Below are 19,012 nucleotides of genomic sequence, written 5' to 3' on the forward strand. Positions count from 1 at the left end.
GGGCCCGTGCCCCTCCGTTGAATTTCGTCTGACGACTGCCCGATCGTCCCTTCGGTCGCGTGCGGTCTTCCCGATATCGCCGGCGTTCCGGCGGGAGAAGCTCTGACGTTCGAAAGCGATCGATCAAACGATGACAGGTGAAATGATTCTGGTGCTGCTGCTTTGCCTTCCCTTCGCGGGAAGCCTTGCCGCGACCATTCTGCTGCGGACCGATTCAAGGGTGCTTGCCGCGCGCATGTCCGGCGCGGTGGCTTTTGTCGCCCTGGTGCTGACGGCCGCGCTTTATCCCGCGGTGCGCGATGGCGGCAAGGTCCGGCTCGATCTCGAATGGCTGCCGCAGCTTGGGCTCAACGTCACGCTGCGCATGGACGGCTTTGCCTGGCTCTTTGCGATGCTCATCACCGGCATCGGCTGTCTCGTCGTGCTCTATGCGCGTTACTACATGTCGGAAGAAGACCCGGTTCCGCGCTTCTTCTCCTTCCTGCTCGCCTTCATGGGCTCGATGCTCGGCATCGTGCTGTCGGGCAACATCATCCTGCTCTCGGTGTTCTGGGAGCTGACGAGCATCTTCTCCTTCCTGCTCATCAGCTACTGGCATCACAATGCCGCCGCCCGCGACGGCGCGCGCATGGCGCTGACGATCACCGGCATCGGCGGCTTCTGCCTGCTTGCCGGCCTGCTCGTGCTCGGCCATATCGTCGGCAGCTACGATCTCGACGTGGTGCTGTCGGCGGGCGACAAGATCAAGGCGCACCCGCTCTACCTGACGGCGCTGGTGCTCATCCTCATCGGCGCACTGACGAAGAGCGCGCAGGTGCCGTTCCATTTCTGGCTGCCCAATGCCATGGCGGCGCCGACACCGGTCTCGGCCTATCTGCATTCCGCCACCATGGTGAAAGCCGGCGTCTTCCTGCTCGTGCGCCTGTGGCCTGCGCTGTCGGGCACCTATGAATGGTTCATGCTGGTCGGTATCGCCGGTATCAGCACGCTGCTCCTCGGCGCCTATTTCGCGATGTTCCAGCAGGACCTGAAGGGCCTGCTCGCCTATTCGACGATCAGCCATCTCGGGCTCATCACCACGCTGCTCAGCCTCGGCAGCCCGCTCGCCGCCGTGGCCGCGATCTTCCACATGATGAACCACGCCACCTTCAAGGCCTCGCTCTTCATGGCTGCCGGCATCATCGACCACGAGACCGGCACGCGTGACATGCGACGATTGAGCGGGCTCTTCAAATACCTGCCGATAACAGGCACGCTTGCCATGGTGGCAAGCGCAGCCATGGCCGGCGTACCCTTGCTCAACGGCTTCATCTCCAAGGAAATGTTCTTCGCCGAGGCGGTGGAGACGCACGCCGATTCCGTGCTCGACCGCATCCTGCCCTATGTCGCGACGCTCGCCGGCGCCTTCTCGGTCGCCTATTCGATCCGCTTCATCCACATGGTCTTCTTCGGTCCCGAGCCGACGGACCTGCCCAAGTCCAAGCCGCACGAGCCGCCGCACTGGATGCGCTTCCCCATCGAGTTCCTGGTGCTCGCCTGCCTCGTCGTCGGCATCATCCCATCGCTTTCGATCGGCCCGTTCCTGCATTCGGCCGTCGTCTCTGTGCTGGGTACGCGCACGCCGGAATACAGCCTTGCCGTCTGGCACGGCATCAACACGCCGCTCATCATGAGCATGATCGCGCTCGTCGGCGGTGCCGCACTCTATGCGGTGCTGAAGGACTATCTCGCGCGGTGCGACGACGGCCCGCCGCTCTTCCGTCATCTCGGCGGTCAGCGCATCTTCGAGCGCGTGCTCGTCACCGTGTCGTGGAAATGGGCGCGCTGGCTCGAAAGCCACCTCGGCACCCGCAATCTCCAGCCGCAACTGCGCCTCATCGCGGCGGCAGGTTTGCTGGCGGGCGTCGTCCCGCTCTATATGGCGGGTTTTGCGCCGACGCCGCTGGTCTTCGGCGACATCGATCCCATCTTCGCCGCCATCTGGAGTATCGGCGCCTTCTGCGCATTGGGGGCGGCCTATCAGGCGAAGTACCATCGTCTGGCCGCGCTCGTCCTGCTCGGTGGCGCGGGCATCACGACCTGCATCACCTTCGTCTGGCTTTCCGCGCCGGATCTCGCCATCACGCAGCTCGTCGTGGAAATCGTCACGACCGTCCTCCTGCTGCTTGGCCTGCGCTGGCTGCCCAAGCGTTCGGAGAAGGTCGACAATTCCGTCACGCTCTCCGCTCGCAGCCGCCGCTTCCGCGACTTCCTGCTCGCGATCTCCTGCGGCTTCGGCATGTTCGTCTTCTCTTATGCGATCATGAAGCAGCCGGTGCCGGACGCCATTGCCAGCTACTTCCTCGAAAAGGCCTATACGGAAGGGGGCGGGCGCAATGTCGTCAACGTCATCCTCGTCGATTTCCGCGGCTTCGACACGATGGGCGAGATCGTGGTCCTGGCTATCGTGGCGCTCACGGTCTTCGCGCTGCTGCGCCGTTTCCGCCCGGCGGCCGACAGCATCGAGAAGCCGGAACAGCAGCGCATCCAGAACGCCTATGACGATGAGCGCCCAGAGCGCTCGGCCGGCGATACGGTGCGCGACTATCTGCTGGTGCCCTCGGTCATCATGCAGTGGATGTTCCCGGTCATCATCACCTTCTCGATCTATCTCCTCTTGCGCGGGCACGACCTGCCGGGCGGGGGCTTTGCCGGCGGCATCACCATGGCGATCGCCTTCCTGCTGCAATATCTCGGTGGTGGCGTGCGCTGGTCGGAGGATCGGCTGCGTATCCTGCCGCTGCGCTGGATGGGCGTCGGCCTGTTGCTGGCCGCATTGACGGGTATGGGCGCCTGGGTGCTCGGTTATCCGTTCCTCACGAGCCATTCGCAGTATGTCGAGATACCCTTCATCGGCAAGGTGCCGGCGGCAACGGCGCTGTTCTTCGACCTCGGGGTCTTCTCGCTCGTCGTCGGCGCGACGGTGCTGATCCTCATCGCGCTTGCGCACCAGTCCATACGCATGCATCGGGTTCGCAGTCTCGACGCTCCCAAGGCGGAGGAAGCCTGATGGAACTCGTTCTTTCGATCGGTATCGGCATCATGACGGGCTCGGGCGTCTGGCTCATCCTGCGTCCACGCACCTATCAGGTCATCATCGGCCTCTCGCTGCTGTCCTATGCGGTGAATCTCTTCATCTTCGCGGTGGGTGGGGTGAAATCCAACGCCGCGCCGCTGCTGGTTGAGGGCGTTGACATCGGTGCTGTGACCGATCCGGTGCCGCATGCCCTGGTGCTCACCGCCATCGTCATCGGCTTTGCCACGACGGCGCTCTTCCTCGTGGTGCTGCTCGCCGCCCGAGGCCTGACTGGCACGGACCATGTCGACGGCAGGGAGCAGCCGAAATGAGCGGCTGGCAGCAACACCTCATCATCGCGCCCATCGTCATCCCGCTTGTCGCAGGCGCGCTTCTCCTGTTCTTCGACGAGCGTGAGCGCGTCGTGAAGGCGATGATCAGCGTGATGTCGTGCCTGGCACTGGCTGCCGTCGCCATCAGCCTGTTCCGTCTTGCGAGCAATGGCTCGGACGGTTTCGAGGGCGTCTATCTGCTCGGCAACTGGCCGGCGCCGTTCGGCATCGTGCTGGTCGTCGACCGGCTCTCGGCGCTGATGCTCGTCCTTGCCTCGATCCTCGCCATCCCGACACTGGTCTTCGCGCTTGCCCGCTGGCACACCGCCGGCGCGCATTTCCACTCGCTGTTCCAGTTCCTGCTGATGGGCCTCAACGGGGCCTTCCTGACGGGTGACCTCTTCAATCTCTTCGTCTTCTTCGAGGTGATGCTCGCCGCCTCCTACGGTCTCCTGATGCACGGCTCCGGCTCGATGCGTGTCAAGGCGGGCCTCCATTACATCGCTGTCAACCTTGCCGCCGCGCTCTGCTTCCTGATCGGGGTCAGCGCCATCTACGGCTCGGCAGGCACGCTCAACATGGCGGACCTCGCCGTGCGCATCGGCGAGATCGAGGGCGAGCGGCGCATGCTGCTGGAGGCGGGTGCGGGCATTCTCGGCATCGTCTTCCTCATCAAGGCCGGCATGTGGCCGCTGAACTTCTGGCTGCCGGGTGCCTACAGCGCCGCGACGGCGCCGGTCGCCGGCATCTTCGCCATCATGAGCAAGGTGGGCATTTACGTCATCCTGCGCCTCTCGCTGCTCGTCTTCGGGCAGGGCGATTCGGCGGGGCTCGGCCTCAACGTGTTGCTCTACGGCGGCATGGCGACCATTGCCTTCGGCACGATCGGGGTTCTCGCCTCGCAGGCGCTTGGACGGCTTGTGAGCTATTCCGTGCTCGTCTCCTCCGGCACCCTGCTCGCCGTACTCGGTTTGAACAACGGCACGGTGACGTCGGGCGCGCTGTTCTACATGGTCAGTTCCACGCTGACGATCGCCGCCTTCTTCATGCTGATCGAACTCGTCGAACGCGGGCAGGATGCGGGCGCCTCGGTTCTCGCCGTCACCATGGAGGCCTATGGCGATGCGGACGAGGAGGACGAGGAGGTCGAGGTCGGCGTCACCATGCCCGGCACGATCGCCGTGCTCGGCATCTGCTTTGCCGCCTGCGGCATCCTCTTGTCAGGCCTGCCGCCGCTCTCCGGCTTCGTCGCGAAATTCGCCATGCTGTCGGGCATGATCGGCGCGAGCGCCAATGGCGCGGCGCCCATCGCGGCCTCCGTCTGGTGGATCGTCGGCCTGCTCATCCTGTCGGGACTGGCGGCGCTGATCTCGATGACCCGCGCCGGCATCCGCACCTTCTGGGCCTCGATGGAGGGCACCGTGCCGCGGGTGCTCGTCATGGAAATGGCCCCGGTCATGCTTCTGATCGCGCTGACGCTGGCGCTCACCATCAAGGCCGGGCCGGCGATGGGCTACATGGAGGAGACGATCCGCAACCTTCAGCAGCCGGCCTCCTACATCGACGCCGTGATCAACGCGCGCCGCGCCGGGGTCGCCGAGCCAAGCGGGCCGGATGGCGGGGGAGGGATCTGAAATGCTGCCCTATCCGCTGCTCAGCGCCTCGCTCGTCATCATGTGGCTTGCCCTCAACGGCTTTACGCTCGGCCATCTCATCCTCGGCTGCATCGTGTCGGTCTTCGCCTCCTGGGGCATGGCGGCCCTGCGCCCGGTGAAGCCACGCCTGCCGAAATGGTATCTGCTGCCCAAGCTCGTCGGCATCGTACTCTACGACATCCTGCGCTCGAACCTTGCCGTTGCCTCCATCCTTCTCACCGGTGGCCGGCGCAAGCACAAGGCCGGCTTCATCACCGTACCCGTCGCGCTGGAAAACCCGACGGCGCTCGCCGTGCTGGCTGTCGTCATCACGAGCACGCCGGGCACGGCCTGGCTCGAGTACAATTCGCTCAGCAAGACGGTGCTGATCCATGTCCTCGACCTCGTCGACGAGGCCGAGTGGCAGGCGCTGATCAAGAACCGTTACGAGGCGCTGCTGATGGAGATCTTCGAATGAGCCACACGATTCTCATCTGGTCCATCACCATCGCGCAGGTGTTCCTCGCCATCGCCATGGCGCTTGCGGCCTTCCGCATGTTCCGCGGACCCCGTGCGCAGGACCGTGTCCTGGCGCTCGACACGCTCTACCTCAACTCCATGCTGCTCCTGATGGTCTTCGGCATCCGTACCGGCAAGGATATCTATTTCGAGGCTTCGCTCGTCATCGGCATGCTCGGTTTCGTCGCGACGGTTGCGCTCGCCAAGTTCCTCATGCGCGGGGAGGTGATCGAATGACGGACATCGAGTTCGCAGGCGACCTGCCGGCCTGGGCGGCGCTTGCCGTTTCTTTCTTCCTGGTGGTTGGCGCCGGCCTGACGCTGGTCGGCACGATCGGCTTCGTCCGCCTGCCGACCTTCTACGAGCGCATCCATGCGCCGACGCTCGGTTCGAGCTGGGGTACTGGCGGCATCGTCATGGCCTCGATGATCTTTTTCACGGTGCTCGCCACCCGTCCTGTCGTGCATGAGATCCTGATCGGTATCTTCATCACCGTGACGACCCCCGTCACGCTCATGCTGCTTGCCCGCGCCACGTTGCATCGCGACCGGGCGGAGGGCAATCCGGATGTGCCAGCCGAAGCCCCGGTCGAGCGGGAGCCCGAGGGTCAACCCGCTGCGGGCGAATAGCCGCCCGTCGCACGCTACGTTATCGACAGTCCCATGCGGGCCGATCTCTTGATCGGCCCGTTTTTTATTGGCGATGGATCTGCTCACGGATGATTGGCGCTTGACAGTCGAAGCCCGGCGCATAATGCTAAGATGTCAGACCAATTTGAGAAGCTGACACGAAACAGGGGACATGGCGTCATGCCAGGCGAATTGAGCGACAGGCCGCAGATCGCGCCGTTGCCGCCCATTGACCGGGCGCGGCAGGTGACGGAGGCGCTGGCCTCCTATATCGACCGCGCCAATCTTGCAGCGGGTGACCGGCTGCCGGCCGAGCGCGAGCTGATGGCGGCGCTCGTGGTGGGGCGCTCGACGATCCGCGAGGCGATCCGTCATTTCCAGGCGCTCGGCGTCATCGAAAGCCGCAAGGGCAGCGGCACCTATCTCCTGAAGCCGATAACGACGGCGACGGTGCATATGCCGCTCTCCTTCGATGCGGTGCACTTGCGCGACGTGCTGCTTCAGACGCTGGAAGTGCGCCGCGGCATCGAATGCGAGGCCGGCATGGTGGCAGCCCGGCGGCGCACGGAAGAGGATGTCGCGACCATCGAAGCGAGGCTCGACGAGATGGAGCGGGTGCACCTCTCCAAGGGCACGTCCGGACCGGAAGACCTCGCTTTCCACCTCGCGATCTACGATGCCACGCACAATCCGCTGTTCAAGCAGCTTCTGGAGCAGATGCGCGGCGCCTTCGAGCGCTTCTGGGAAAAACCGTTCAACCGGCCGGACTTCGCCCGCCGCTCCTTTCCGTTCCACCGCACGCTCTTCAACGCCATCGCTGCACGGGATCCCGAGGCGGCGCGGGCGGAAACGTTAAAGATCCTCGCCGTCGTCGAGGAAGACATCAAGGACATGTCCCGATGATCAACGGAGCCGATCCGTTCGACTTTGCCGCTCTCACCGTCGCCCATGACGAAGCGAACGCCTTCGATGCGGTCGTGCCGCCCATCGTGCAGACCTCGCTCTTCACCTTCGGCAGCTATGACGAGATGGTGGCCGCCTATCGTGGTGAGATCGTGCGGCCGATCTATACGCGCGGCCTCAACCCGACGGTGCGCGCTTTCGAGGAGGTGCTGGCCAAGCTCGAAGGCGGCGAGGATGCCCTCGGCTTTGCCAGCGGCATGGCGGCGATCTCTTCCACCGTGCTCTCCTTCGTCGAGCCCGGCGACCGTATCGTCGCTGTGCGTCACTGCTATCCGGATGCCTTCCGCCTGTTCGGCACGCATCTGAAGCGCATGAAGATCGAAGTGACCTATGTCGACGGGCGCGACGAGGAGGCGGTGGCGAAAGCTCTGCCCGGCGCGAAGCTGCTCTATCTCGAAAGCCCGACGAGCTGGGTGATGGAAGCGCACGATGTCGGCGCACTCGCCGCGCTCGCAAAGAAGCACGGCATTGTCAGCGTCATCGACAACAGCTGGGCAAGCCCGGTCTTCCAGCGCCCGCTGATGCTGGGTGTCGATCTCGTGCTGCACTCGGCCTCGAAATATCTCGGTGGGCATAGCGATGTCGTCGCTGGTGTCGTCGCCGGCTCGAAGGAGCTGATCGGCCGTATCCGGTCGGAAGCCTATCCCTATCTCGGCGGAAAACTTTCGCCCTTCGATGCCTGGCTGCTGGTGCGCGGGCTGCGCACCCTGCCCATCCGCATGAAGGCGCATGAGGCCTCGGCGCTCGAAATCGCAAAGCGCCTGCAAGCGCTCGACATCGTCGACAAGGTCTTTCATCCCGCGCTCGCCAACCGCCTGCCGCCGGGACTGACCGGAACGTCGGGTCTCTTCTCCTTCACCTTCCGTGACGGCATCGACATCCGCGCCTTCGCCGACCAGCTGAAGCTCTTCAAGCTCGGCGTCTCCTGGGGCGGGCACGAGAGCCTGATCGTGCCTGGGGAAGTTGTCCTTCAACAGAAGGCTCAGCCGAATTCCGCGCATGCCTTCGGCATCGATGCGCGGTCCGTGCGTCTCCATATCGGCCTGGAGGGAACCGAGGTCCTGTGGAGTGACCTGGATGCGGCGATAGCGGCCGCAACCCAAACCTGACGTCAAACTTCTAAGCAAAACCACAAAAGAGGGAACGACCATGAAGAGACTTTTGACTGCAGCATTCATCACCACCCTGATGGCATCGAGCGCCTTGGCGGATACGACGCTGAAGCTTGTCGAGGTCATCACCAGCCCTGAGCGCACGGAGACGCTGAAATCCATCGTCGGGAAGTTCGAGGCGGCGAACCCCGGCACCAAGGTGGAGATCATCTCGCTTCCCTGGGGCGAGGCCTTCCAGAAATTTGCCACCATGGTCTCGGCCGGTGAAGTGCCTGACGTCATGGAAATGCCCGATACCTGGCTGTCGCTCTATGCCAACAACGGCATGCTGGAGAGCCTGGAACCGTATCTTGCGAAGTGGGAGCACACGCCCGGCCTTACGGCTCGTGCCCTTGAGCTTGGCCGCGACATCAACGACACGGCCTACATGCTGCCCTACGGCTTCTATCTGCGCGCCATGTTCTACAACAAGAAGCTGCTCGCGGAGGCCGGCGTATCCGAGCCGCCGAAGACGCTGGACGAATTCGCCGAAGCCTCCAAGAAGGTCTCGGCATTGCCCGGCAAATACGGCTATTGCCTGCGCGGCGGCCCGGGCGGCCTCAACGGCTGGGTGATGTTCGGCGCGTCCATGGCGGGCGACAACAAATTCTTCAACGAGGACGGCACCTCCACCTTCAACAGCGAAGGCTGGGTCAAGGGTCTGACCTTCGTCATCGATCTCTACAAGAACGGCTATGCCCCGAAGGACAGCGTCAACTGGGGTTTTAACGAGATCGTCGCGGGCTTCTATTCGGGCACCTGCGCCTTCCTCGACCAGGACCCGGACGCGCTGATCGCCATCGCCGAACGCATGAAGGCGGAAGACTACGGCATCATGACCATGCCGAAGGGGCCCGCCGGAAAGACCTTCCCGACGATCGGTTTTGCAGGCTGGTCGATGTTCGCCTCCAGCGCCAACAAGGACCTGTCCTGGAAGCTGATCGAGACGCTCGAAGGGCCGGAAGGCAATATCGAGTGGAACAAGCGCACCGGTGCGCTGCCGGTGCACACTTCGGCGGAAAAGGACCCGTTCTACGCCAGCGAGCAGTTCAAGGGCTGGTTTGCCGAGCTCGAGGACAAGGATGCCGTGCCGACCGTCATGCCGACGCATCTTGAGGAGTTCGCCTTCTTCAAGGATTCGCTCGTCATCAAGACCTCGCAGGAAGCCCTTCTTGGCGACATCACGCCGGAAGATCTCGCCAACCAGTGGGCGGACTACCTGACCAAGGCACAGCAGAAGTTCCTCGCCAAGAAGTAGGCTGAGGACCCTGCGGGCGGAGACACGAGGCTCCGCCCGCAGACATTCTCCCAGAACGCCCCGCCACCTTGAACGGAAGCGAGACGATGACCCTTGCCGTCCATCCGCAAGCCGTGCGGCCGCTCAGGAAGCGGATCGCCGACGCATCGGAACCCTATCTCTACAGCGCACCAGCGCTGATCCTCATCATATCGGTCATGCTGGTGCCGCTGGTGCTCGGCATTTCCTATGCGTTCCGCGATATCCAGCTTCTGAACCCGCTTTCCGGCGGTTTCATAGGGCTCGATCATTTTCGCGCGCTATCGGAGGATCAGGCCTTCTTTCGGGCGCTGCGCAACACGCTGTGGTGGACGGGCGCCTCTGTCTTCCTGCAATTCGTCTTCGGTCTCATCCTCGCGCTGCTGCTCGACAAACCCTTCGCCGGTCGCGGCCTCGCACAGGCGCTGGTCTTCCTGCCCTGGGCCGTGCCGAGTTTTCTCGCCGGCCTCAACTGGGCCTGGCTGTTCAATCCGGTGATCGGCCCGCTGCCGCACTGGATGCACGCGCTCGGCATGCTGGACGCGCCGAACAACATCCTCTCCGACCCGCAGCTCGCCATGTGGGGGCCGATCGCCGCCAATGTCTGGTGGGGCATTCCCTTTTTCGCGATCACTCTGCTCGCTGCGCTTCAGGCGATCCCACGCGATCTCTACGAGGCCGCCAGCATCGACGGGGCAGGGCCGGTGCAGCGTTTCCTCTCTATCACGCTGCCGTTCCTGGCGCCGACCATCGCCATCACCATTCTCCTGCGCACCGTCTGGATCTCCAATTTCGCCGACCTTATCGTCGTCATGACCAATGGCGGGCCGGCCGACCGCACGCAGATCGTCGCCAGCTACATCTTCACCCAGGCGTTCAAGCGGCTCGACTTCGGCTACGCCTCGGCCATCGCTCTCGTGCTGCTGATCCTGCTGCTCGTCTACTCCATGCTGATCGTGCTGCTTCGCCAGACGCTGCTGAACAAGGGCTGAGACCATGCGAAGCAAGCCAATCCTCACCGTTCTTCACCGGCTCGCGATCCTCGCCTATATCGTCGTCGCGCTCTTCCCGCTGTTCTGGCTGCTGAAGGTCTCGGTCACGCCGAACGACCTGCTCTACAGCGAGGGGGTGCGCCTGTGGCCCTCGCGTGCCACCCTGGAGCACTACACCTTCGTCATCGCCCACAGCGCCTTCCCGACCTTCTTCAAGAACAGCCTGATCGTCGCCGGCTCGACCGCCGTCGCGGTGACGATCCTCGCCTCGCTCGCCGGCTACGCGCTCTCACGCTTCAAATTCCGCGCAAAATACTGGATCGTCGCACTGATGCTGATCACGCAGATGTTCCCGCTGGTCATGCTGGTCGCGCCGATCTTCAAGATGCTTTCGCCGCTGGGGCTGACCAACAGCCTCACCGGCCTCGTCATCGTCTATACCGCGTTCAACGTGCCCTTCGCCACCTTCCTCATGCAGTCCTTCTTCGACGGCATTCCGAAGGACCTGGAGGAGGCGGCGATGATCGACGGGGCGACACAGTTCGTCGCCTTCCGCCAGATCATCCTGCCGCTGACGCTGCCCGGCATCGCCGCGACGCTCGGCTTCGTCTTCACCGCGGCCTGGAGCGAACTGCTCTTCGCGCTGATGCTGATCTCGGGCAATGACGCTGCAACCTTCCCGGTCGGCCTGCTCACCTTCGTTTCGAAGTTCTCGGTCGATTTCGGGCAGATGATGGCGGCGGGCATTCTCGCGCTTATCCCGGCATGCCTCTTCTTCCTCCTCATCCAGCGCTATCTCGTGCAGGGCCTGACGGCCGGTGCGGTCAAAGGCTGAAAGGGTTTTTCATGGCCTCCATCGATATCCAGGACATCCGCAAGAGCTTCGGCGCCTTCTCCGTGCTGCACGGTGTCGATCTCACCATCCGCGACGGCGAGTTCATCGTGCTGGTCGGGCCCTCCGGCTGCGGGAAATCCACGCTGCTGCGCATGATCGCCGGGCTGGAGGACGTGACGTCCGGTGACATCCGCATCGACGGCAAACGGGTCAACGACCTTGCCCCGAAGGACCGTGACATCGCCATGGTGTTTCAGTCCTATGCGCTCTATCCGCATATGAGCGTTGCCGACAACATGAGTTACAGCCTGAAACTCCGCCGCACCGCGAAGGAAAAGATTGCCAGCGCCGTCGGCAATGCCGCCTCGAAGCTTGGCCTCGATCCGCTGCTGGAGCGCCGGCCACGCGCGCTCTCGGGCGGCCAGCGCCAGCGTGTCGCCATGGGCCGCGCCATCGTGCGCCAGCCGAAAGCCTTTCTCTTCGACGAGCCGCTGTCCAATCTCGACGCGCGGCTGCGCGAGCAGATGCGCGCCGAAATCAAGAAGTTGCACGGCGATCTTCATGCAACATCCATATACGTCACCCACGATCAGATCGAGGCCATGACGCTGGCGGACCGGATCGTCGCCATGCATGCCGGGGTGGTCCAGCAGGTCGGCACGCCGCTCGATCTTTATGACCGGCCGGCCAATCTCTTCGTTGCGGGCTTCATCGGTTCGCCGGGCATGAACTTCTTCGAGGGGCGCTATCTCGTGTCCGGCGACCAGGCGGACCTGCGGCTGGCAAACGGCGCGACGTTGTCTGCTCCTCGAAGAAGCGGCATCGAATCAGGCGCGGCAGCGACGCTCGGTATCCGTCCCGAGCATGTGGTGCTGAACGCGCGCGGCGCGCTGGAGGCGAAAGTCGATCTCATCGAGCCGACGGGTTTCGGTATCATCATGCATGTGACCATTCACGACGTTCCGATGAAAATTTTCACGCTCGACCGGACCATGCTGGATCCAGGCGCGACGGTCCGCGTCGACCTGCCACAGGAGCGGCTTCACCTCTTCGGAACGGAGGGCCGGCGGATGGATTGAAACGGGATCGTGAACACGATTTCGGCCCCATCCAAAGACAATGTTAACCTTCATTTCCTAACCATCTACGCATCCCTATCGGCAATGATCGTCGAGTTTGCAGGTTCATGCGTATTTCCAGAACAAACTTCTACCCTGTCCTTGAAACCGAAGAGGGAGTCGGCGAACAAGCGCCGTATTATTCCCACGAAAACAACGCCTTGCCGGAAGTCGTTCCGGAAGTCGAGGATTGGCACGCGGCCGATGAGCCGGTTGCCAATGACGAGGACTATCGCCCGCGCTTCCGCTCGCCGGCGCTGAGGAGCTACGATCCGGGCCAATATGCCGACGGAAGCTGGGAAAGCCATTTCTACATGGCGCCGAACGTCCGCTTCACCCGCACCCCCGACAAGGTCGCTTCCAAGATCGAGGAGGCGGTTGCGGAAGAGGTGCGCCAGGTCGAGCCGGTGGTCGAGCAGGTTGCCCAGCCGGCGGCGCAGCCTGCCGAGATGCTGCAGCTTTCCCAGGCGGAGCTGCTGCAGCGCCTTCGCGAGGCGCTGGAAGACCGTCGCCGCCGGTCCGAGGCGCAGCAGGCCGAAGCGGCCGCGGCGACTATCGTTGCCGAACCGGTGCCGCCGCTGGTTCAGGCCGTGGTCGCTGCCGGCACGACGGGAACGCCCGCTGATGCCGCTGTCGTGTTCAAGCCGGCCGTTCCGCTGCCCGCACCTCTTGCCGCAAGGGCGGTCGCGCCCGCCATGCCGGTCGCTTCCATCGCCAGACCTGCCACCTCCATTCCAAAAACTGCCGAGAAGACCGACGTGCGTACTGCAATCAGCCGCTTTGCCAACCTGTCCGACCATGCCTTCTGGGAAACGCTTGTACCGGACGAAGATGCGGTCGAGCGGCCGGCAAGGCCTGCCGTCACCGTCGTGCGCATGCCGTTGCCCGTTCCTGCACCGGCCACCGTGGTCGTACCGCAGCCCGTTGCGGTTCCCGAGATGCGTCAGGAAGTGCCTTCCATTACCTCGCTCTTCCGCGTCGTCGAATGCCGCCCGCCCGTTGCCCGGACAACGGTTGCCGACGCTGCGCCCGTTGCCGAAGTGAAGGCCGAGCCCGTCGCGGTCGTTGCCCCTCCGGTCATCGAAGCGGTGGCCGAGATCGTGCCGGCTGTCGTCGAGGTCCAGCCTGTTCCGGTTGCCGCCACGCCGGTTGCTGTTGTCGAGCCTGTGCGCGAAACCCCGTCCTCGGTGCTCTCGCGCTCCCGGCCGTTCCAGGTCATGATGGCGACACCGGCAGGCGATGCCTACGAATACCCGCCGCGCGAACTCCTGCAGGAGCCTCCGGGCACCGTCGGCTACGTGCTCACCCAGGAACAGCTGGAGCAGAATGCCGGCCTTCTCGAAAGCGTGCTGGAAGATTTTGGCGTGCGCGGGGAGATCATCCACGTTCGTCCCGGCCCGGTCGTCACGCTCTATGAGTTCGAGCCGGCGCCCGGCGTCAAATCCTCCCGCGTCATCGGCCTTGCCGACGATATCGCCCGCTCCATGTCGGCGCTGTCGGCCCGTGTCGCGGTCGTGCCCGGCCGCAACGTCATCGGCATCGAACTGCCGAACGCCACGCGCGAGACGGTCTATTTCCGCGAGATGATCGAGAGCCAGGACTTCGCAAAGACCGGCTTCAAGCTGCCGATCTGCCTCGGCAAGACGATCGGCGGCGAGCCCGTCATCGCGGAACTCGCCAAGATGCCGCACCTGCTCGTCGCCGGCACCACCGGCTCGGGCAAGTCCGTCGCCATCAACACGATGATCCTCTCGCTGCTCTATCGCTTCCGTCCGGAAGAGTGCCGCCTGATCATGGTCGATCCGAAGATGCTGGAACTGTCGATCTATGACGGTATCCCGCACCTCCTGACCCCCGTCGTCACCGATCCCAAGAAGGCCGTCATGGCGCTGAAATGGGCGGTGCGCGAGATGGAGGACCGCTACAAGAAGATGTCGCGTCTCGGCGTGCGCAACATCGACGGCTACAACAACCGTGTGGCCGCCGCGCGCGACAAGGGCGAGACCATCTCGATCAGCGTCCAGACCGGCTTCGACAAGGGCACCGGCGAGGCGATCCACGAGGAGCAGGAACTCGCCCTCGATCCGATGCCCTACATCGTCGTCATCGTCGACGAGATGGCTGATCTGATGATGGTCGCCGGCAAGGAGATCGAAGGCGCGATCCAGCGGCTCGCCCAGATGGCCCGCGCGGCCGGCATCCACCTGATCATGGCGACGCAGCGCCCCTCGGTCGATGTCATTACCGGCACGATCAAGGCGAACTTCCCGACGCGCATCTCCTTCCAAGTGACGTCGAAGATCGACAGCCGTACCATCCTCGGCGAGCAAGGCGCCGAACAGCTGCTCGGCCAGGGCGACATGCTGCATATGGCCGGCGGCGGGCGCATTTCCCGTGTGCATGGTCCTTTCGTCTCCGACGAGGAAGTCGAAAAGGTCGTGCTGCACCTGAAGGCTCAGGGTCGCCCGGAATATCTGGAGACCGTGACCGCCGAGGAAGAGGAAGAAGAGGACGAGAAGCCGGCGGCCGGCGGCGCAGTGTTCGACAAGGGCGATATTGCGGCCGAAGACGGCGACGACCTCTACGAGAAGGCCGTCAAGGTCGTCATGCGCGACCGCAAGTGCTCGACCTCTTATATCCAGCGTCGCCTTGCCGTCGGCTACAACCGCGCCGCGTCCCTCGTCGAGCGCATGGAGAAGGAAGGCCTCGTCGGCCCTGCCAACCATGTCGGCAAGCGCGAGATCATCTCCGGCGAGCGCGGCAGCTTCCAGGCTCCGGAAGCCGACGAGGCGGAATAGGTCTTTCGCCCGGCCGTTGAGAGACGGCCGGGCATTTGTCCTATTTATTTGAACTGGAATGGATTTTTGGCATCCGGTCCGCTCGCGCGGGCCGGATTTTTACCGTGTCCACCGGAAATTTATTTCCGCCGCAGCATTTAATCGATTTGGCTTTGACCGGGGTCTTTGAGGGCTGTTGCATATGGCGGAGCGATCTGTGAATAGTGCCGCCAACCCGATGAAACTGCATCCGAAGGAGGACAGGAATGGCATTGATCACCATGCGGCAATTGCTCGATCACGCAGCGGAGAATAATTACGCACTGCCCGCATTCAACGTCAACAACCTGGAATATATCCAGGCGGTCATGCGCGCGGCAGATGCGACGGATTCTCCGGTGATCCTGCAGGCAAGCCGCGGTGCGCGCGCCTATGCCGGCGATGCTTTCCTGCGCCATCTCATCCTCGGTGCGGCGGAAGAATATCCGCATATTCCGGTCTGCCTCCACCTTGACCATGGCGACCAGCCTTCCACCTGCATCTCGGCCATCACCAACGGTTTCACCTCCGTCATGATGGATGGCTCGCTGCTCGCCGACGGCAAGACCGTCGCCAGCTACGAATACAATGTCGATGTCACCGCGGAAGTGGTGAAGATCGCGCATGCGGCCGGTGTGTCGGTCGAAGGTGAGCTTGGCTGTCTCGGTAACCTGGAAACGGGCGCCGGCGACAAGGAAGATGGCCATGGCTTCGAGGGCAAGCTTTCCCGCGAGGAGCTGCTGACCGACCCGGACCAGGCGCTCGATTTCGTCTCCAAAACCGGCGTCGACGCGCTTGCCGTCGCCATCGGCACCAGCCACGGCGCCTACAAGTTCACCCGTGCGCCAGACGGCGACATCCTGTCGATCGACACGATCGCCAGTATCAACAAGAAGCTGCCGAACACGCATCTCGTCATGCACGGCTCCTCCTCGGTCCCGCAGGAGCTGCAGGATCTCTTCACCACCTATGGCGGCGAGATGAAGCAGACCTGGGGTGTGCCGGTTGCCGAAATCCAGAAGGCGATTCCGCTCGGCGTGCGCAAGGTCAACATCGACACGGACCTTCGCCTCGCCATGACCGGCACGATCCGCAAGAACTTCAAGGAAAAGCCGGACAATTTCGACCCGCGCACCTACCTGAAGCCGGCGACCGCGCTGATGACGGAAGTCTGCAAGGAGCGTTTCGAGGCCTTTCGCACCGCGGGCAAGGCGTCCAGCATTCGCGTGAAGCGCTTGCCCGACATGGCGAAGTTCTACGCCACCAAGTAAGGCTTTCGCCCTCCCGGTTCGCCGGGAGGGCGGTTTTCTCGCGGCAGCGGCGGTCGGCCGTCAAATGTACATTGACAGCGTCGCGTCATCATTCTTTACTCGTGAACACCTCATTCATATGAGGGTGCATGTTTCCCGCCGAAACCGGCAGGAAGGCGTTGCAGGCCTGCGCGCGCCTTCGTAAAAGAGTGCGATCCCGAAAAGCCGGATGATGCGAGGACAGACAGCATGAGCATAGACCAGGCCCTGACGATCGCGGACCTCAAGGACCGGGCGCGCCGCCGCGTGCCGAAGATGTTCTTCGAATATGCGGATTCCGGTGCCTGGACCGAGGGGACCTACCGGGCCAACGAGGACGACTTCCACAAGATCAAGCTGCGCCAGCGCGTGCTCGTCGACATGACGAACCGCTCGCTGGAAAGCGAGATGATCGGCGAGAAGGTGTCGATGCCTGTTGCGCTCGCGCCGACCGGCTTTACCGGCATGCAGCATGCCGATGGCGAAATGCTCGCCGCACAGGCGGCTGAGGAGTTCGGTGTGCCGTTCACGCTGTCGACGATGAGCATCTGCTCGATCGAAGACGTGCGCTCCGTGACGTCGAAGCCCTTCTGGTTCCAGCTCTACGTGATGCAGGACAAGGAGTTCGTCCACAACCTCATCGACCGCGCCAAGGCCGCCGGCTGCTCGGCGCTTGTGCTGACGCTCGACCTGCAGATCCTGGGCCAGCGCCACAAGGACCTGCGCAACGGTCTTTCCGCCCCGCCGCGCTTCACGCCGAAACATCTCTGGCAGATGGCGACGCGGCCCTTCTGGTGCCTCGATATGCTCGGCACCAAACGCCGCACCTTCGGCAATATCGTCGGCCATGCCAAGGGGGTGGAGGATCTTTCCTCGCTCTCCTCCTGGACCTCGGAACAGTTCGATCCGCAGCTCTCCTGGAAGGATATCGAGTGGATCCGCGATCGCTGGGGCGGCAAGCTCATCCTCAAGGGCATTCTCGACGAGGAAGATGCGCGCATGTCGCTTGATAGCGGCGCCGATGCCATCATCGTCTCCAACCACGGTGGCCGCCAGCTTGACGGCGCCGCGTCCTCTATCAGCATGCTGCCGCGCATCGTCGATGCCGTCGGCGACAAGATGGAGGTCCATATCGACGGCGGTATCCGCTCCGGCCAGGACGTGCTGAAATCCCTCTGCTACGGTGCCAAGGGCACCTATATCGGCCGCCCCTTCCTCTACGGCCTCGGCGCTGGCGGCAAGCCGGGCGTTCGCCGCGCCCTCGAGATCATCCGCAAGGAGCTCGACATCACCATGGCGCTCTGCGGTGAGCGGGACGTTAAGAACCTGTCACGCAAGAACCTGCACCAGGATCTTTAAGCGAGCGTCAGGCGCCCTGGAATCCCTGCAGGACGTTCACGGCGTTGACGCCGAGGGCGTCCACTGCGTAGCCGCCTTCCATGACGAAGAGGGTGGGGAGAGCGAAGTCGGCGATGCGGCGGCCGATGGTGAGGAAATGCTCGCTTTCCAGCTTGAACTGCGAGATCGGGTCTTCCTTGAACGTATCGACGCCGAGCGAGATGACGAGAGCGGTCGGGGCGTAGGCGGCGATCTTTGCATGTGCATCCTCGAAGGCGGCCTGCCATTCCGGCCAATCTGTGCCCGCGGGTAGCGGATAGTTGAGGTTGTGGCCCTCGCCGCTGCCTGCACCACGTTCGCGGGCATAACCGAGATGGAAGGGGAACTCGAAATCCGGGTCGCCGTGCAGGCTTGCGAGCAGCACGTCGTCACGGTCGTAGAAGATCTCCTGCGTGCCATTGCCGTGGTGGTAGTCGATGTCGAAGATCGCGACGCGGGCGTGACCGTTGTCGAGGAAACGCTGGGCGGCGATGGCGGCATTGTTGAGATAGCAGTAGCCGCCGAAGAAGTCGCGGCCGGCATGATGGCCCGGCGGGCGGCAGAGCGCGAAGGCGGCGCGCTCGCCGGACAGCACTGCATCGGCGCCGGCGAGCGCCGTGTCGGCGGCGCGTTTGGCGGCCTGCCAGGTCGTCTCGGTGATCGAGCCGGCCATATCGAAGGAATAGTAGGAGAGGCGGGCATCGAGGCCGGCGGGCGGGGCGTCGAGCATCGGCATGGAGCGATGGCGCCAGCTATAGGGCCAGACCTCGCCGTCGCGGCCGGCGGCGCGCCATTCGGCAAAGACGCTTTGCAGGAAGTCGAGATAGGCGGGCGTATGGATACGCTCGATGGCCGCTCGATCATAGACGGCAGGTTCGATCACCGGCCCGAGGCCGACGTCCTTGACGCGTCTAAGGACGATTTCGGCCCGCTCCGGCATCTCGAAGGTCTCGACGATGCGCCCGAAGGAAAGCTCCATGCCGCTGTGATGCAGGTGATGGTCGGCGGTGTAGAAGGTTTTCATGA

Annotated in this window: 16 protein-coding genes; 15 read left to right on the plus strand and 1 reads right to left on the minus strand. The window is 63.6% G+C overall.

Going from position 1 to position 19,012, the window contains the following annotated elements; translation table 11 throughout:
• Positions 1-130: 130 nt before the first annotated feature.
• The 15 genes from K0P03_RS28290 to K0P03_RS28360 all read left to right on the plus strand — a co-directional run bounded on the left by K0P03_RS28290 (position 131) and on the right by K0P03_RS28360 (position 17,968).
• A complete protein-coding gene (locus K0P03_RS28290) occupies positions 131-3,049 on the plus strand; it encodes a monovalent cation/H+ antiporter subunit A (RefSeq protein WP_050744934.1) in 2,919 nt (972 codons plus the stop codon).
• Positions 3,049-3,387 carry a Na+/H+ antiporter subunit C gene (locus K0P03_RS28295; RefSeq protein WP_023514451.1) on the plus strand — a complete coding sequence of 113 codons (339 nt, stop codon included), beginning with the start codon at positions 3,049-3,051 and terminating at the stop codon, positions 3,385-3,387. The genes K0P03_RS28290 and K0P03_RS28295 overlap by 1 nt, the downstream gene beginning before the upstream one ends.
• On the plus strand, positions 3,384-5,021 hold the full coding sequence (locus K0P03_RS28300; protein WP_272791324.1) for a monovalent cation/H+ antiporter subunit D: 1,638 nt from the start codon (positions 3,384-3,386) through the stop codon (positions 5,019-5,021). Before K0P03_RS28295 ends, K0P03_RS28300 begins: the two co-directional genes overlap by 4 nt.
• Before the next feature lies 1 nt (position 5,022).
• Complete coding sequence (locus K0P03_RS28305) at positions 5,023-5,499, plus strand: Na+/H+ antiporter subunit E (protein WP_023514449.1); 477 nt, start codon at positions 5,023-5,025, stop codon at positions 5,497-5,499.
• On the plus strand, positions 5,496-5,777 hold the full coding sequence (locus tag K0P03_RS28310) for a K+/H+ antiporter subunit F (RefSeq protein ID WP_023514448.1): 282 nt from the start codon (positions 5,496-5,498) through the stop codon (positions 5,775-5,777). The genes K0P03_RS28305 and K0P03_RS28310 overlap by 4 nt, the downstream gene beginning before the upstream one ends.
• Complete coding sequence (gene mnhG / locus K0P03_RS28315) at positions 5,774-6,169, plus strand: monovalent cation/H(+) antiporter subunit G (RefSeq protein ID WP_272791325.1); 396 nt, start codon at positions 5,774-5,776, stop codon at positions 6,167-6,169. The genes K0P03_RS28310 and mnhG overlap by 4 nt, the downstream gene beginning before the upstream one ends.
• A 180-nt stretch (positions 6,170-6,349) precedes the next feature.
• Positions 6,350-7,072 carry a FadR/GntR family transcriptional regulator gene (locus K0P03_RS28320; RefSeq protein WP_023514446.1) on the plus strand — a complete coding sequence of 241 codons (723 nt, stop codon included), beginning with the start codon at positions 6,350-6,352 and terminating at the stop codon, positions 7,070-7,072.
• Positions 7,069-8,241: a PLP-dependent transferase gene (locus K0P03_RS28325; protein ID WP_272791326.1), complete on the plus strand. Its 1,173-nt coding sequence runs from the start codon at positions 7,069-7,071 to the stop codon at positions 8,239-8,241. Before K0P03_RS28320 ends, K0P03_RS28325 begins: the two co-directional genes overlap by 4 nt.
• Positions 8,242-8,281: 40 nt before the next feature.
• Entirely contained in the window at positions 8,282-9,541 is a 1,260-nt protein-coding gene (locus tag K0P03_RS28330; RefSeq protein ID WP_023514444.1) for an ABC transporter substrate-binding protein, read from the plus strand.
• An 86-nt stretch (positions 9,542-9,627) separates the two neighbouring features.
• Complete coding sequence (locus K0P03_RS28335) at positions 9,628-10,551, plus strand: carbohydrate ABC transporter permease (protein ID WP_023514443.1); 924 nt, start codon at positions 9,628-9,630, stop codon at positions 10,549-10,551.
• 4 nt (positions 10,552-10,555) lie between these two features.
• Positions 10,556-11,386 (plus strand): carbohydrate ABC transporter permease, encoded by an 831-nt coding sequence (locus K0P03_RS28340; RefSeq protein WP_023514442.1) that lies wholly within the window; start codon positions 10,556-10,558, stop codon positions 11,384-11,386.
• 11 nt (positions 11,387-11,397) lie between these two features.
• Positions 11,398-12,465, plus strand: a complete 1,068-nt coding sequence (locus K0P03_RS28345; protein ID WP_272791327.1) for an ABC transporter ATP-binding protein — start codon at positions 11,398-11,400, stop codon at positions 12,463-12,465.
• 107 nt (positions 12,466-12,572) lie between these two features.
• Entirely contained in the window at positions 12,573-15,302 is a 2,730-nt protein-coding gene (locus K0P03_RS28350) for a DNA translocase FtsK (RefSeq protein ID WP_443020615.1), read from the plus strand.
• 245 nt (positions 15,303-15,547) lie between these two features.
• Positions 15,548-16,591, plus strand: coding sequence for a class II fructose-bisphosphate aldolase (gene fba / locus K0P03_RS28355; protein ID WP_050744941.1), 1,044 nt, complete (start codon positions 15,548-15,550; stop codon positions 16,589-16,591).
• 234 nt (positions 16,592-16,825) lie between these two features.
• Complete coding sequence (locus K0P03_RS28360; RefSeq protein WP_272791405.1) at positions 16,826-17,968, plus strand: alpha-hydroxy acid oxidase; 1,143 nt, start codon at positions 16,826-16,828, stop codon at positions 17,966-17,968.
• Between the two features lie 7 nt (positions 17,969-17,975).
• Here the strand turns inward: K0P03_RS28360 and K0P03_RS28365 are convergent, their stop codons facing one another.
• Positions 17,976-19,010, minus strand: a complete 1,035-nt coding sequence (locus K0P03_RS28365; protein ID WP_272791328.1) for a histone deacetylase family protein — start codon at positions 19,008-19,010, stop codon at positions 17,976-17,978.
• Positions 19,011-19,012: the final 2 nt, after the last annotated feature.

The sequence above is a fragment of the Shinella sp. HY16 genome (assembly GCF_028534175.1).
Classification (GTDB): domain Bacteria; phylum Pseudomonadota; class Alphaproteobacteria; order Rhizobiales; family Rhizobiaceae; genus Shinella.

Bases quoted from the DNA above. Each gene is read 5' to 3' on its own strand.
- K0P03_RS28290 (WP_050744934.1), top strand. From the start codon at position 131: ATGACAGGTGAAATGATTCTGGTGCTGCTGCTTTGCCTTCCCTTCGCG.
- K0P03_RS28295 (WP_023514451.1), top strand. From the start codon at position 3,049: ATGGAACTCGTTCTTTCGATCGGTATCGGCATCATGACGGGCTCGGGC.
- K0P03_RS28300 (WP_272791324.1), top strand. From the start codon at position 3,384: ATGAGCGGCTGGCAGCAACACCTCATCATCGCGCCCATCGTCATCCCG.
- K0P03_RS28305 (WP_023514449.1), top strand. From the start codon at position 5,023: ATGCTGCCCTATCCGCTGCTCAGCGCCTCGCTCGTCATCATGTGGCTT.
- K0P03_RS28310 (WP_023514448.1), top strand. From the start codon at position 5,496: ATGAGCCACACGATTCTCATCTGGTCCATCACCATCGCGCAGGTGTTC.
- mnhG (WP_272791325.1), top strand. From the start codon at position 5,774: ATGACGGACATCGAGTTCGCAGGCGACCTGCCGGCCTGGGCGGCGCTT.
- K0P03_RS28320 (WP_023514446.1), top strand. From the start codon at position 6,350: ATGCCAGGCGAATTGAGCGACAGGCCGCAGATCGCGCCGTTGCCGCCC.
- K0P03_RS28325 (WP_272791326.1), top strand. From the start codon at position 7,069: ATGATCAACGGAGCCGATCCGTTCGACTTTGCCGCTCTCACCGTCGCC.
- K0P03_RS28330 (WP_023514444.1), top strand. From the start codon at position 8,282: ATGAAGAGACTTTTGACTGCAGCATTCATCACCACCCTGATGGCATCG.
- K0P03_RS28335 (WP_023514443.1), top strand. From the start codon at position 9,628: ATGACCCTTGCCGTCCATCCGCAAGCCGTGCGGCCGCTCAGGAAGCGG.
- K0P03_RS28340 (WP_023514442.1), top strand. From the start codon at position 10,556: ATGCGAAGCAAGCCAATCCTCACCGTTCTTCACCGGCTCGCGATCCTC.
- K0P03_RS28345 (WP_272791327.1), top strand. From the start codon at position 11,398: ATGGCCTCCATCGATATCCAGGACATCCGCAAGAGCTTCGGCGCCTTC.
- K0P03_RS28350 (WP_443020615.1), top strand. From the start codon at position 12,573: ATGCGTATTTCCAGAACAAACTTCTACCCTGTCCTTGAAACCGAAGAG.
- fba (WP_050744941.1), top strand. From the start codon at position 15,548: ATGGCATTGATCACCATGCGGCAATTGCTCGATCACGCAGCGGAGAAT.
- K0P03_RS28365 (WP_272791328.1), bottom strand. From the start codon at position 19,010: ATGAAAACCTTCTACACCGCCGACCATCACCTGCATCACAGCGGCATG.